Here is a 14,367-nt window from a genome sequence, read left to right as displayed (position 1 = left end):
CTCGCGCGTCCTGGCCACGCTCCGAGGCCTGGTCTCCCGTTCGGGACGACGGGTCGACGCCATAGGCGACGATCGCGCCCGCGCGACAAGTCGCGCTATACAGGAAAAACGGACATAACGCGCTATCTTGCTACGGGTGATCCAGGCCTTCGGACTGACCAGCAATCCCCGCAAGGAGCTTCCGCCCGCCCTCGACGACGTCTCCTTCGAAGCGCGTGCCGGTCGCGTCACCGTGCTGCTCGGCGCGCCGGGCGCGGGCAAGAGTACAGCGCTGAGACTCATGCTCGAACTCCAACAGGGCCGTGGCCTCACCTACTTCAGAGGACGCCCCCTGCACCGCATCGCCCATCCGTCGCGCGAGGTGGGCGTCCTCCTCGGTGACGTGCCGGGGCATCCCGCCCGCACCGTCCGTGGTCACCTGCGCATGCTGTGCGCGGCCGCGGGCGTCCCGGTACGGCGGGCCGACGAAGTCCTCGAGGTGGTCGGTCTCGTCAGCCTGCGGGACGAGCGCCTCGGCACGCTCTCCCGCGGCATGGACCGCCGGCTCGGACTGGCCTGCGCCCTCCTCGCCGACCCGCACACCCTCGTGCTCGACAACCCGGCCGACGGGCTCTCCGAGCGCGAAAGCCGTTGGCTGCACGGCATGCTGCGTGCGCACGCGGCCCAGGGTGGGACCGTCCTGTCGACCACGGCCGACCCCAAGGAGGCCTCGCGCATCGCCGACCGGGTCGTCACCCTGGACCAGGGCAGACTCGTCGCAGATCAGGAGGCCGGCGATTTCGCCCGCACCAGGCTGCGCCCCCGCGTCGCCGTCCGCAGCCCCCATGCCGTCCGTCTGGCCGCCCTGCTCACCAAGGAAGCCCGTACCGCGCACCGTTCCGTCGAGGTGGTGCAGGAGGGCGGCAACCGGCTCTCCGTGTACGGCAGCACCTGCGCCGACGTCGGTGAGACGGCGTTCCGGCACGGCATCCTCGTGCACCAACTCGCCGACGAAGTGGGCGACATGGGACCGGGAGCCGGAGAGGACGGCACGGAGAGCCAGGACGAGGGCCGTCTGCTGAGTGAGGCTCGGGAAGTCGTGGTCGTCGGCGCGAGGCACGCGTCGGAGGCTGGGCAGCGGCCCATGTCGGTGCCGCACCAGCCGATGGATCCGGCGGCCGGTGGCGCACGGGCTTCCGAGGGCGAGACCGACGCAAAGGCCCCTGCGTCGATTGCCGACAGCGCGACTTCCGGTTCCGACGATGCGCGCCCGGCCCTCGCCCCCGCCGTCGCGGATGATCGATCCGTCGCAGATGCTCGATCCGCTGCGGAAGACCGATCCGCCGCCGACGAATGCCTCTCGGAAGACCGATCCGCCGCCGACGAATGCACCACCGAAGGCCGATCCGCCGCCGAAGATCGACCCACCGCCGAAGATCGATCCTCGACCGAGGCTCGACCCACGGCCGACCAGCCCCAGCCGATTGCAGCCGGCGAGGCGCAGCCCACCGTCACCGACGATGCCCAGCCCACGGTCGACGGCGAGGCCCAGCCCACCGTCACCGGCGAGGCGTCGCCCTCGCCTGCCGACGAAGTGCAGCAGCCGTCCGGTGGCGAACCAGGGCGGCCCTCCTCCGGTGCGGCGAGGCATCCCTCCTCCGGTGAACCGCAGCCCGCCACCGGCCCAGCCCTGCCCGCCGCTGCCTCGCCCGACACCCCGCACCCCCCTGTGGACGCCGTCCCCGGCCAGGCCTCCCGACCCTCGAACAGGAAGCCCGCCCGCCCCGCTCCGGCCCGTACGCTCGGCGCCCTGCCGGCCCTCCCGCCGCCCATCTCCGTCCGCCCCGCTCCCAGCCCCCTGCGCCCCCTCCGCTACGAACTCCGCCGTGCCGCCGGCATCAGCACCGGTTTCCTCACCGGCGCTGCCGTGCTGCTCGTCTCCGCCGTGACCACCCTTCTCCTGGCCCGCGTCGGCCACACGTCACAGCCGCGACTGCTGGCCGCCTGGCCCGTGGAACTGCCGCTGCCCCCGGCGGCGCTCGGTGCGGGGTTGGTCGGCGCGCTCGCCTTCGGTGACGAGTTCCGCCACCCCGCCCTGGCCGTGGACCGCGGTACCGTGCCCCGCCGACTGGGCCTGCTGACCGCGAAGCTCCTCGTCACGGCGCTCACCGGGCTGATGCTGGCCTTCCTCACCGTGGGCTGCAATGCCGAAGTGCTCTATCTCGTCTACGGACGGGAGTTCGCGAAGGTTCCCTCGGACTGGCCGCAGCTGAGCGCGAGTTGGATCGCACTCGTGATCGGCTGCGCCTGGGCCGGTGTCCTGGCGGCGGGTCTCTTCCGGTCCACCACGGCCGGGCTCGCCGCGGTCGTCGGGGTGCCGGTGGTCGGCGTACCTCTCGTACAGAAGGTCGTGGAGGGAGCGTCCGTGCGGACGGCGGCCGGCTTCTCGGTGCGGTTGCGTGAGGTGTTCCTGCTGCAGTGGCCCTTTGGTGGAGAGCGCTATCTGGCCGCTGCGGTCCGTGTGCTCGCCCAACCCGTGGGCGGTGCGTTGGCGTTGGCTCTGACCGCCCTGCTGTGCGCGTATCTGATCACTACCATGCGTAGCAGGGTTCGATGACGACCGCCCGTGCCCGTCCGATCCCAGCACGTGCACAACTCCGCGCAGAAAGCCCATTTCTTTCCGATAAGGCGTCAATTGCGACGGCGTGAGCGATCACCCTTTCGTGTGCTTTTCACCAAAGACCTCAAGGGAGTTGGGAGCGGCGCCGACAAAGGATCCGTGAGTACCCTTGCGCACACCATGATGACCGCCGCCCGCTCCGCCGACTCCGGTCTGGCCGGCCCGGGCGAACTCGACCGCTACCCCTACGCCGAGGCTCCCGCCGTCGACCGCGTCGGAGCCCCCGTCTGGGAGGGTGCAGACCCGGAGCTGGGCCGTGTGGGCCGGCGTGCCGCGGGCAGCCGCGGGCGCGGGCTCCACGGCCAACTCGTCCAGCAGCTGGGCCAGATGATCGTTTCCGGCGATCTGGGTGCCGACCGCCCGCTCGTGCCCGAGGAGATCGGCCAGCGCTTCGAGGTCTCCCGCACCGTCGTCCGTGAGTCGCTCCGGGTACTGGAGGCGAAGGGGCTGGTCAGTGCCCGTCCGAACGTCGGCACACGCGTGCGTCCCGTGAGTGACTGGAACCTTCTCGATCCGGACATCATCGAGTGGCGGGCCTTCGGTCCGCAGCGCGACGACCAGCGGCGCGAGCTGAGCGAGCTGCGCTGGACGATCGAACCGCTCGCCGCCCGCCTCGCCGCCGGGCACGGCCGGGAGGACGTACAGCAGCGGCTGGCCGACATGGTGGAGATCATGGGGCACGCGATGGGGCAGGGTGACGCGCTGACGTACTCCCGGGCCGATGCCGAGTTCCACTCACTGCTCATTCAGCTCGCGGGCAACCGCATGCTGGAGCACCTTTCCGGGATCGTGTCGGCCGCCCTCCAGGTGTCCGGTGGCCCCGTCACGGGCTGTGACCGGCCGAATGAGGCATCCCTGGCGCATCACGGCAGGATCGTCGACGCCCTCGCCGCGGCCGACGGCGCCGGGGCGGAGTCGGCCATGCGTCAGCTGCTCACCGTCCATCCAGAGGTGGAGCGCGTCGTTCCGGCGCCGCGCGAGCACTGAGCTCACACCCCCGGGCGGTGCGGTCGGGTAAGGCTTCCCCACCTGCGTCTTTCCTCGATCGGCGCCTCGCCCTCCCGTCGGACCCCGCAGACCTTGAACACGGGCCTGCGGGGTCCGGCGGTGCGTCGAGGCGGGTTGGGTCGCTCTGGCATGGGTAGACGTCGCGGGTGACCTTATCTGCCCGTGTCTGACCTTTTTGAGTGCTTACGGGGTGTGACTCGGGCCACGAAGATTGGGCGTAACGCTTGTGGAAACAACGCGATGACCTAAGAGGTGACAGCCGCGGAGGGAATACGGACGCCGTACAAGGCGCTGTGGAACTTCCCGGCCCCCGCCCGCGCCGTCGGCCCATCCCCAGGCCGGTGGTCGGCTCCTGTCCGCAGTGGACGGGGCCGGAAGCCGTTTTCCAACGTTCCGAGAGGTTGTTCGTGTCGGCCAGCACATCCCGTACGCTCCCGCCGGAGATCGCCGAGTCCGTCTCTGTCATGGCGCTCATTGAGCGGGGAAAGGCTGAGGGGCAGATCGCCGGCGACGATGTGCGTCGGGCCTTCGAAGCTGACCAGATTCCGGCCACTCAGTGGAAGAACGTACTGCGCAGCCTCAACCAGATCCTCGAGGAAGAGGGTGTGACGCTGATGGTCAGTGCCGCGGAGCCCAAGCGCACCCGAAAGAGCGTCGCAGCGAAGAGTCCGGCCAAGCGCACCGCCACCAAGACGGTCGCGGCGAAGACGGTGACCACCAGGAAGGCCACCGCCGCCAGCGCGGCCGCCCCGGCCGCACCCGCTGTGGACGACCCCGCAGAGGAAGCCGCCACCGCGAAGAAGGCGGCGGCCAAGAAGACGACCGCCAAGAAGGCGGCGACCGCCAAGAAGGCCGCCCCCGCGAAGAAGACGGCGGCCAAGAAGACCACCGCGAAGAAGGACGACGTCGAGCTCCTTGAGGACGAGGTCCTGGAGGAGGCACCCAAGGCGGGCGACGAGCCCGAGGGTGCCGAGAGCGCCGGCTTCGTACTCTCCGACGAGGACGAGGACGACGCCCCAGCGCAGCAGGTCGCTGCGGCCGGCGCCACCGCCGACCCGGTCAAGGACTACCTCAAGCAGATCGGCAAGGTTCCCCTGCTCAACGCCGAGCAGGAGGTCGAGCTCGCCAAGCGCATCGAGGCCGGCCTGTTCGCCGAGGACAAGCTCGCCAACGCCGACAAGCTCGCTCCGAAGCTCAAGCGCGAGCTGGAGATCATCGCCGAGGACGGCCGCCGCGCCAAGAACCACCTCCTGGAGGCCAACCTCCGTCTGGTGGTCTCCCTGGCCAAGCGCTACACCGGTCGCGGCATGCTCTTCCTGGACCTGATCCAGGAGGGCAACCTCGGCCTGATCCGCGCGGTCGAGAAGTTCGATTACACCAAGGGCTACAAGTTCTCCACGTACGCCACCTGGTGGATCCGTCAGGCGATCACCCGCGCGATGGCCGACCAGGCCCGCACCATCCGTATCCCGGTGCACATGGTCGAGGTCATCAACAAGCTCGCGCGTGTGCAGCGCCAGATGCTCCAGGACCTGGGCCGCGAGCCCACCCCGGAGGAGCTGGCCAAGGAGCTCGACATGACCCCGGAGAAGGTCATCGAGGTCCAGAAGTACGGCCGCGAGCCCATCTCGCTGCACACCCCGCTGGGCGAGGACGGCGACAGCGAGTTCGGTGACCTGATCGAGGACTCCGAGGCCGTCGTCCCGGCCGACGCGGTCAGCTTCACGCTCCTGCAGGAGCAGCTGCACTCCGTCCTCGACACCCTGTCCGAGCGCGAGGCGGGCGTCGTCTCCATGCGCTTCGGTCTCACCGACGGTCAGCCGAAGACCCTCGACGAGATCGGCAAGGTGTACGGCGTCACGCGGGAGCGCATCCGCCAGATCGAGTCCAAGACCATGTCGAAGCTGCGCCACCCGTCGCGTTCGCAGGTGCTGCGCGACTACCTGGACTAAGTCGCAGCCGAAGGACGACACCGAAGGCCCGGTCCCCGCCAGGGAGCCGGGCCTTCGGCATCGGTACGCGGGTGCGCGACGCCATGAGGTGTCTCACTCTGAGTGTCCATCGATCACTCCCGAGTGAGGAGCGCTATGCGTCGTCCCTTTGCCCGGGCCCTGGCCCGGCCGCTGGTTCTGGCGGCCGCAGCCATGGCAATACCGCTGGTCTCCGCCGCACCGGCGGCCTCCGACGGCATCGTCGTCGGAGGCTTCCCGGTCGATGTCTCCACCAGCCCCTGGACCGTCGCGCTGTCCAGCCGTGACCGGTTCGGCGGTATGAGGTCGGGGCAGTTCTGCGGGGGCGTGGTGGTCGGCCCGTCCACCGTGCTCACGGCGGCCCATTGCATGAGCGGGGAAGTACTGGGGTCGACACGGGCGGCCGACCTGCGGGTCGTCGCGGGGCGCACGGACCTCTACTCGGACACGGGCCGAGAGATTCCGGTGGGGCAGGTCTGGGTGAATCCCGCCTACGACAGTTCCACCAACTCAGGAGACTTCGCGGTGCTCAAGCTCACCGAGGTGCTGCCGCAGTCCTCGGTGATCGGCATGGCCGCCGCCGGCGACCCGGCGTACGCACCCGGGACCGAGGCCACCGTGTACGGCTGGGGCGACACCACGGGGCACGGCTCCTACGCCCACCGCCTCAGAGCAGCCCGCCTCCATGTGCTGGCCGACCGCCTCTGCGAGGCGGCGTACCCCGGACCGGACGACGGTACGTATACGGCGGAGACCATGCTGTGCGCCGGAGAGACGCAGGGCCGCCGGGATGCCTGCCAGGGCGACAGCGGCGGACCGCTGGTCGCGCAGGGCCGGCTGATCGGACTCGTGTCCTGGGGGAGCGGCTGTGGGCGGCCGGGGCGCCCTGGGGTCTACACGCGTGTGTCCGACCTTCTGCGGGCACTGCGCTGGGAGACCGGCTCACGGGAGCTCACAAGCCTGCCCGACCGGCCCGAGCGCCTCTTCGCGTAACGAGTGCGGGCGGCCGCCCCTGCGAGCAGGGGCGGCCGCCCACGTGCCGGCCTGTGCCGGATCTGGCTCGTCGTGAACGCGAACGGTCAGCGCTCTTCTTCGGAGGCGGATGCAGGAACGGCGGTCAGCCGCTCCGTCTCGTCCTGTATCTCAGCGGCGATCTTCTTGAGTTCCGGCTCGAACTTGCGGCCGTGGTGGGCGCAGAAGAGCAGTTCTCCGCCGCTGAGCAGGACGACGCGCACGTACGCCTGTGCGCCGCAGCGGTCGCAGCGGTCAGCGGCCGTCAGCGGGCTCGCGGGGGTCAGAACAGTAGTCACGTCGCCTCTTCTCTAGCTCGACGAGCTGTCGTACCAGGGTCAACATCCAACCAGCCCCAAAACGTTCCCGCTCGTGGCTTCTCCTCGAAAAAATCTTTCGAAGTGGCCGTCTGCTGCCGGTTTGGCGGCGAATGTGCCGTATTGCGTGTCTGATGTGTCTTACGGTTTCGCGCTGTCGGTCATGGTTCCGTCCTCCCGGCTGGATTGCCGGTTTGTTCATGAGGACGTGCCCGGAGCCTAAATGGTTCATGCCTCGAAGGGAACGTGACATGTACTTCACTCCATCGAGGGATCGAACACTCATACGACTCTGGACTAGTCTGCCTTCAGACGAGGGTGGCGTTACAACGGCTCTACCAGGCCTCGGTACCCTCTTGGCGGCGACCGAAGCCGCGCCCTTCCCCACTAGGGCCCAACTGAAATTCAGCGAGGAGCGAACCGCGTGACCGCCGAGACGTCCGTGCCGTCCACAGCGCTGCTGGCAGGAGCAGACCGGGACGGTTCCAACTACACCGCGCGGCACCTGCTCGTCCTCGAAGGCCTCGAGGCCGTGCGCAAGCGCCCCGGTATGTACATCGGCTCGACCGACAGTCGAGGCCTGATGCACTGCCTCTGGGAGATCATCGACAACTCCGTCGACGAGGCTCTCGGTGGTTACTGCGACCACATCGAGGTGGTCCTCCACGACGACGGCTCGGTGGAGGTCCGGGACAACGGCCGGGGCATCCCGGTCGACGTCGAGCCCAAGACCGGCCTGTCCGGCGTCGAGGTCGTCATGACCAAGCTGCACGCCGGGGGCAAGTTCGGAGGCGGCTCGTACGCCGCCTCCGGCGGTCTGCACGGCGTCGGCGCCTCCGTGGTCAACGCCCTGTCCGCCCGCCTGGACGTCGAGGTCGACCGCAGCGGGCACACGCACGCGATCAGCTTCCGCCGCGGGGTACCCGGCGCGTTCGCGGCCGACGGGCCGGACGCCAAGTTCGAGGCCAAGGGTGGCCTGCGCAAGGACAAGAAGATCCCCAGGACCCGCACCGGCACGCGCGTGCGGTACTGGGCCGACCGCCAGATCTTCCTGAAGGACGCCAAGCTCTCCCTGGAGACCCTCCACCAGCGGGCCCGCCAGACCGCGTTCCTGGTGCCCGGCCTGACCATCGTCGTCCGTGACGAGTACGGCCTCGGCGAGGGCGGCAGCAAGGGCGAGGAGTCCTTCCGCTTCGACGGCGGCATCAGCGAGTTCTGCGAGTACCTGGCCACCGACAAGCCCATCTGCGACGTCCTCCGCCTCACCGGGCAGGGCACCTTCAAGGAGACGGTCCCGGTCCTGGACGACCATGGCCAGATGACGCCCACGGAGGTCACGCGCGAACTCGGCGTCGACGTGGCGCTGCGCTGGGGTACGGGCTACGACACGACGCTGCGGTCGTTCGTGAACATCATCGCCACCCCCAAGGGCGGCACGCATGTGGCCGGTTTCGAGCAGGCCGTCACCAAGACCCTCAACGAGGTCCTGCGCGCGAAGAAGCTGCTGCGCGTCGCCGAGGACGACATCGTCAAGGACGACGCGCTCGAGGGACTGACAGCCGTCGTCACCGTCCGTCTCGCAGAGCCGCAGTTCGAGGGCCAGACCAAGGAGGTCCTCGGTACCTCGGCGGCCCGCCGGATCGTGAACACCGTGATCTCCAAGGAGCTCAAGGCGTTCTTGACGTCCACCAAGCGGGACGCGGCGGCCCAGGCACGGGTCGTCATGGAAAAGGCGGTCGCGGCGGCACGTACGCGTATCGCGGCCCGGCAGCACAAGGACGCGCAGCGCCGCAAGACGGCCCTGGAGTCCTCGTCCCTGCCCGCCAAGCTCGCCGACTGCCGCAGTGACGACGTCGACCGCAGCGAGCTGTTCATCGTCGAGGGGGACTCCGCGCTCGGCACGGCGAAGCTCGCCCGGAACTCCGAGTTCCAGGCGCTGCTGCCGATCCGCGGCAAGATCCTCAACGTCCAGAAGTCCTCCGTGACCGACATGCTCAAGAACGCAGAGTGCGGCGCGATCATCCAGGTCATAGGGGCGGGGTCGGGCCGGACCTTCGACATCGACGCGGCCCGCTACGGCAAGATCATCATGATGACCGACGCCGATGTGGACGGCTCCCACATCCGCACCCTGCTCCTGACGCTGTTCCACCGCTACATGCGGCCCATGGTCGAGTCCGGCCGGGTGTTCGCCGCCGTGCCGCCACTGCACCGCATCGAGCTCGTCCAGCCCAAGAAGGGCCAGGACAAGTACGTCTACACGTACTCGGACCGTGAGCTGCGCGACAAGCTCATGGAGTTCCAGAGCAAGGGCGTCCGGTACAAGGACTCCATCCAGCGCTACAAGGGCCTCGGTGAGATGGACGCCGACCAGCTGGCCGAGACGACGATGGACCCGCGCCACCGCACGCTGCGCCGCATCAACCTCTCCGACCTCGAAGCGGCGGAGCAGGTGTTCGACCTCCTCATGGGCAACGACGTGGCACCCCGCAAGGAGTTCATCTCCAGCTCGGCGGCGACGTTGGACCGGTCGCGCATCGACGCGTAGTGGCTGCGCCGGGCCTGGCGTGGCCAGGGCTGCTGCGTGCCCTCGTCCGAGGACTTCGGCTCCGAGGGCTGCGGCGGGTCTGGCCCTGCCCCGGAGTGGTGTGACCGCCGACGGGGTAACGGGGCCCGTGGTCACCTGATGGGGTGAAGAGCGGAGGGAAGAAGAGTCAGAGATCTTCCCGTTCTGTCCATCCTTGGGCATGCAGTCAAGTAACGGCCGTACCGGTGGAAGCCGGGACGGTTCCGCAAGTTCGGGCGACCATGGGCAAAACCACGGGGCGTCATTCCACGGGGCGTCATTCTCCGACGCCCCGCGGGACGTCCGGTACGCGGATCCGTGGTACGAAACGCTCGCCTCGGGCTGGGGCGAGCCGGACAGTCCAGGCGCTACCGGCATTACCGGCCCTCCGGGCACGTCCGCGGCGGACCTCCCGGCGGCACGGCGGGAGCGGGAGGACGCCGCCGTGGCTACGGCCCAGGTCTACCTCGAGGTGCAGCGCAGTGCGGCCTTCCAGGAGGTGCGCAGCCGGTACCGACGGTTCGTGGTCCCGGCGGTCGCCGGCTTCTTCCTCTGGTACGTGGGCTACGTCGTGACCGCGACGACCGCGCCCGGTCTCATGGCACGTCCCGTGGCGGGCGCGGTGAATGTGGCGTTGCTCGCGGGTCTCGGGCAGTTCCTCAGCACGTTCCTGCTCACCTGGGCCTACGCCCGGCACGCGCGGCTGCGCAGGGACCGTGCGGCGCTCGACGTGCGCTGGCAGACGCAGGAGCTGACGCGCGAGGCGCGAGGGGGTGTGGCGTGACCGACAACCATCAGACGTTGGCGCTGCTGCTGTTCAGCGCCTTCATCGCGGTCACCCTCGGGATCACGACATGGGTGAGCCGGAAGCGCCGTGGCTCGGCGGAGGAGTTCTATGCCGGCGGCCGGTTGTTCTCGCCGATGGAGAATGGTTTTGCCATCGCGGGCGACTACATGTCGGCCGCCTCCTTCCTCGGCATCTCCGGGCTCATCGCGCTCTTCGGCTACGACGGGTTGCTGTACTCGGTGGGCTTCCTGGTGGCGTGGCTGGTGGTGCTGTTCCTCGTGGCCGAACTGGTGCGCAACTGCGGGCGGTTCACCCTCGCCGACGTGGTGGCCGCGCGGATGCGTGAGCGGCCGGTGCGGATCGCGGCGGGAACCTCCTCCGTCACCGTGTCCGTTCTCTATCTGGTGGCGCAGATGGTGGGTGCGGGAAGCCTGGTCGCGCTGCTCCTCGGGCAGACCGGCGAGGCGGCCCGGGCCTGGGCCGTCATCGGTGTCGGTGCGCTCATGGTGATCTACGTGTCGTTGGGAGGGATGCGGGCCACCACATGGATCCAGATCGTGAAGGCAGTGCTGCTGCTGGGCGGCACTCTCGCGCTCACCGTGCTGGTCCTGGTCCGCTTCCACGGTGACTTCGACCGACTGCTGCTCACGGCGGCGGAACGCAGCGGGCACGGCGCCGCGTTCCTCGCACCTGGGCTGAAGTACGGCGGGGACTGGACCGCGCGCTTCGACTTCATGAGCCTGGGGCTCGCGCTGGTACTGGGTACGGCCGGGCTTCCGCACATCCTGTCCCGGTTCTACACCGTGCCGACCGCGCGGGCCGCCCGGCGTTCCGTCGTCTGGTCGATCGGGCTGATCGGCGGCTTCTACCTGATGACGATCGTCCTCGGCTTCGGCGCGGCGGCGATCGTCGGACCCGACGCCGTACGCAGGTCGAACGCGGCCGGGAACACGGCGGTGCCGCTTCTGGCCCTCGATCTGGGCGGCGGGGCGGGCTCCACGGGGGGAACGGTTCTGTTCGCGATCGTGGCGGCCGTCGCCTTCGCCACCATCCTCGCGGTGGTCGCGGGCATCACGCTCGCCTCCTCGGCGTCGGTGGCGCACGACCTGTACGCGTCCTTGAGGCGCAAGAACACCGAGCCGCGCAGCGAAGTGGCGGTGGCGCGGATCGCCGCCGTGGGAGTCGGCGTGGTCGCCATCGGTCTCGGTCTGCTGGCCCGCGATCTCAACGTCGCCTTCCTCGTGGGGCTCGCCTTCGCCGTCGCCGCGTCCGCGAACCTCCCGGTCCTGCTGTTCTCACTGTTCTGGCGGGGCTTCACCACGCGGGGCGCCGTGTGGGCGGTGTACGGCGGACTGATCCCCGCGCTGGTGCTGGTCCTGCTGTCGCCGGTGGTGTCCGGCAGCCCTCAGTCGCTCTTTCCCGAGCTCGACTTCCAGGTCTTCCCGCTGCAGAACCCGGGCCTGGTCTCGATCCCGCTGGGCTTCCTCGCGGGCTGGCTCGGCACGGTCACCTCGGCCGAGGTCGCCGACGAGGCCAAGCACGCGGAGACCGAGGTGCGGTCGCTGACGGGGGCGGGCGCCGTCTAGGGGGCCGGGCCCCGATCGTCGTAGGACGGGGCGCCCAGCGGCCGGCGGGGTCCGTCTCGCCTCCGCCGGCTCGGGTGCTCAGGCGCGGGTCGCCCACACGTAACGGTGTTCCGGGCGGCCCGCGTCGCCGTACTTCAGGGTCAGGCGGGCTCTGCCGGTGCGTTCCAGGAGCTTCAGGTAGCGCTGTGCGGTCTGGCGGCTCACGCCGGTCCGGTCGGCGATCTCCTGGGCCGACAGGGGCCCTTCGGCGTTCATCAGTGACTGGCGGACCAGTTCGGCGGTGGTGGGGGAGTGCCCTTTGGGCAGCCCCGGCTCCGACGGCGCGGACAGCGCGCCGAAGATGCGGTCGACGTCGGCCTGTTCGGCCTCGCCGCCGCCGTCGAGCGTGCGGCGCAGCTCCGCGTACGCCTCCAGTTTGGCGCGCAGGCCCGCGAAGGCGAACGGCTTGACCAGGTATTGCAGGGCACCCTGCCGCATCGCCGCCTGCACGGTCGAGACGTCCCGCGCCGCCGTCACCATGATCACGTCCGTCTGGTGGCCGCGGCGGCGCATCTCCTGGACGACCTCCAGACCCGTCTCGTCGGGCAGGTAGTGGTCCAGCAGGACCAGGTCCAGGCGGGGGATCATCTCCAGCTGGCGCAGTGCCTCGGCCGCGCTGTGCGCCTCGCCGGCGACGTGGAAGCCCGGCACCTTCTCGACGTAGGCGGCGTTGACCTGGGCGACCCTGGTGTCGTCGTCCACGACCAGGACCTCGATCATCGGGACTCCTTCTCGCTCTTCGTGGATGCGGCGAGGGCGGGTTGCGGATCGGGCTCGGCCAGCGCCTCGGGCAGTATCACGGTGAACTCGGCCCCGCCGCCCGGCGCTTCACCGACCGACGCGCTGCCCCCCTGCCGTTCGGCGAGCCGGCGCACCAGGGACAGGCCGATGCCACGCTTGCCGTGCGCCGGCGGCTTCTTCGTGGACCACCCCTCGGTGAAGACCGATGCGCGATGCTCCGGCGGGATGCCGGGGCCCGTGTCCCGGACCCGCAGGACGGCGGTGCGGCCCTCGGCGCGCAGTTCGATCTCCACGCGCGCGTTCCGCGTGCCCGCGACGGCGTCCAGGGCGTTGTCCACCAGGTTGCCGACGACCGTGACCAGCCCGCGCGGGTCCACCAGCCGGTCGGGGAGCCGGGTGCGGTCCGACACCCGCAGGGCGACGGCGCGCTCGGCCGCGACGGTCGCCTTGCCGACCAGCAGGGCGGCGAGCAGCGGGTCCTCGATCTTCTCGGTCACCTGTTCGGCGGTCGCCCGGTGATCGCCGACCACCTCGCCCACGAAATCCACGGCATCGTCGTACATCTCCAGTTCGAGCAGCCCGAGGAGTGTGTGCATGCGGTTGGCGTGCTCGTGGTCCTGGGCTCGCAGAGCGTCGATGAGGCCGCGCGTCGAGTCGAGTTCGCGGCCGAGCTGTTCGAGCTCGGTGCGGTCACGCAGCGTCGCCACGGCGCCGCCGTCGTCGGTGGGCATGCGGTTGGCGACCAAGACGCGCTGCCCGCGGACGGTGAGCAGGTCGGTACCGGTCACCCGGCCGGCCAGGACGTCGGCCGTACGGCCCTCGCCGAGTGCCTCGTCGGGCGAGCGGCCCACTGCCTCGTCCCCGATGCCCAGGAGGCGCTGTGCCTCGTCGTTGAGCAGGCGGATGCGTCCGGCGCGGTCCAGGGCGACGACGCCCTCCCGGATGCCGTGCAGCATCGCCTCACGCTCCGCCAGCAGCGCGGAGATGTCGGAGAAGGCCAGGTCGCGGGTCTGCCGCTGGACCCGTCGGGAGATCAGCCAGGCGGCCAGCGCGCCCACGGCGAGTGCGCCGCCGGCGTACGCGAACAGCCCCGGGATCGCGTGGATCAGCCGGGCCCGCACGCTGTCGTACTCGATGCCCACCGAGACCGCCCCGATGATCTTGTCGTCGCTGTCGCGCAGGGGGACCTTGCCGCGGGCCGAGCGGCCCAGGGTGCCGCTGTCGATCTCCATGACGTTCCTGCCGGCCAGTGCCTGGCTGGGGTCCGTCGAGACGTGGCCGCCGACCTCCCTCGGGTCGGTGTGCGACCACCGTGTGCCGTGGAGGTCCATCACCACGACGTACTCCGCGCCGCTGGCCTTGCGGATCCGCTCCGCCTCCCGCTGCACGGGCCCGTCGACGGAGGGTGGTGTGTTCTGCAGGTCCTCGGCGATCTGCGGCACCGCGGCGGTGGTCTGGGCGATGGCGAGCGCGCGGCGCATCGCCTGGTCGTCCAACTGGTTGCTGAGCGGGGCGAGGAACAGTCCCGTCGCGAGCACCACGACTCCGGCGGCGATCGCCAGCTGCATGAGCAGCACCTGTGAGAACACACGCCGGGGCATCCCGAGGCGAAGGCGACGGACAGGGGGAGTGGGGCTCATACCCATGACGGTACGTGGACGGGCCGGTCCAGCCGTAGGGGTG

The 14,367-nt window shown here is 70.1% G+C and carries 10 protein-coding genes; 7 read left to right on the top strand and 3 right to left on the bottom strand.

All coding sequences use genetic code 11. The features are described from left to right. Positions 1-136 precede the first annotated feature (136 nt). From ACIBBD_RS29795 to ACIBBD_RS29780, 4 genes are all read left to right on the top strand, one after another. Positions 137-2,596: an ATP-binding cassette domain-containing protein gene (locus ACIBBD_RS29795; RefSeq protein ID WP_399422656.1), complete on the top strand. Its 2,460-nt coding sequence runs from the start codon at positions 137-139 to the stop codon at positions 2,594-2,596. A 162-nt stretch (positions 2,597-2,758) separates the two neighbouring features. Continuing rightward, entirely contained in the window at positions 2,759-3,646 is an 888-nt protein-coding gene (locus ACIBBD_RS29790; protein ID WP_399422655.1) for a FadR/GntR family transcriptional regulator, read from the top strand. Between the two features lie 428 nt (positions 3,647-4,074). Next, entirely contained in the window at positions 4,075-5,619 is a 1,545-nt protein-coding gene (locus ACIBBD_RS29785) for an RNA polymerase sigma factor (RefSeq protein ID WP_399422654.1), read from the top strand. 135 nt (positions 5,620-5,754) lie between these two features. Beyond that, on the top strand, positions 5,755-6,630 hold the full coding sequence (locus ACIBBD_RS29780; RefSeq protein WP_399422653.1) for a serine protease: 876 nt from the start codon (positions 5,755-5,757) through the stop codon (positions 6,628-6,630). Between the two features lie 86 nt (positions 6,631-6,716). Here the strand turns inward: ACIBBD_RS29780 and ACIBBD_RS29775 are convergent, their stop codons facing one another. Next, positions 6,717-6,947 (bottom strand): hypothetical protein, encoded by a 231-nt coding sequence (locus ACIBBD_RS29775; protein WP_053848812.1) that lies wholly within the window; start codon positions 6,945-6,947, stop codon positions 6,717-6,719. A gap of 442 nt (positions 6,948-7,389) precedes the next feature. On the opposite strand from ACIBBD_RS29775, the gene ACIBBD_RS29770 reads away from it, so the two are divergent. The 3 genes from ACIBBD_RS29770 (at position 7,390) to ACIBBD_RS29760 (ending at position 11,904) form a co-directional block, all read left to right on the top strand. After that, entirely contained in the window at positions 7,390-9,513 is a 2,124-nt protein-coding gene (locus ACIBBD_RS29770; protein ID WP_399422652.1) for a type IIA DNA topoisomerase subunit B, read from the top strand. Positions 9,514-9,712: 199 nt separating this feature from the next. Beyond that, positions 9,713-10,315 carry a DUF485 domain-containing protein gene (locus ACIBBD_RS29765; protein ID WP_399422729.1) on the top strand — a complete coding sequence of 201 codons (603 nt, stop codon included), beginning with the start codon at positions 9,713-9,715 and terminating at the stop codon, positions 10,313-10,315. Beyond that, positions 10,312-11,904 carry a cation acetate symporter gene (locus tag ACIBBD_RS29760; protein ID WP_399422651.1) on the top strand — a complete coding sequence of 531 codons (1,593 nt, stop codon included), beginning with the start codon at positions 10,312-10,314 and terminating at the stop codon, positions 11,902-11,904. Before ACIBBD_RS29765 ends, ACIBBD_RS29760 begins: the two co-directional genes overlap by 4 nt. Positions 11,905-11,982: 78 nt before the next feature. Here ACIBBD_RS29760 and ACIBBD_RS29755 read toward each other — a convergent pair whose 3' ends face one another. Then, complete coding sequence (locus ACIBBD_RS29755; protein ID WP_399422650.1) at positions 11,983-12,663, bottom strand: response regulator; 681 nt, start codon at positions 12,661-12,663, stop codon at positions 11,983-11,985. Further along, positions 12,660-14,324, bottom strand: a complete 1,665-nt coding sequence (locus ACIBBD_RS29750) for an ATP-binding protein (protein ID WP_399422649.1) — start codon at positions 14,322-14,324, stop codon at positions 12,660-12,662. Before ACIBBD_RS29750 ends, ACIBBD_RS29755 begins: the two co-directional genes overlap by 4 nt. Between the last annotated feature and the right edge of the window lie 43 nt (positions 14,325-14,367).

This window comes from Streptomyces sp. NPDC051315 (assembly GCF_044455165.1).
In the GTDB taxonomy this organism is placed as follows: domain Bacteria; phylum Actinomycetota; class Actinomycetes; order Streptomycetales; family Streptomycetaceae; genus Streptomyces.
Note: the sequence above shows the minus strand (reverse complement) of the source record. Positions and strands in the feature narration are given on the sequence as shown.

Excerpts from the sequence above, each read along its gene's own strand:
- ACIBBD_RS29780 (WP_399422653.1), top strand. The coding sequence starts at position 5,755 with ATGCGTCGTCCCTTTGCCCGGGCCCTGGCCCGGCCGCTGGTTCTGGCG.
- ACIBBD_RS29765 (WP_399422729.1), top strand. The coding sequence starts at position 9,713 with ATGCAGTCAAGTAACGGCCGTACCGGTGGAAGCCGGGACGGTTCCGCA.
- ACIBBD_RS29755 (WP_399422650.1), bottom strand. The coding sequence starts at position 12,663 with ATGATCGAGGTCCTGGTCGTGGACGACGACACCAGGGTCGCCCAGGTC.
- ACIBBD_RS29750 (WP_399422649.1), bottom strand. The coding sequence starts at position 14,324 with ATGAGCCCCACTCCCCCTGTCCGTCGCCTTCGCCTCGGGATGCCCCGG.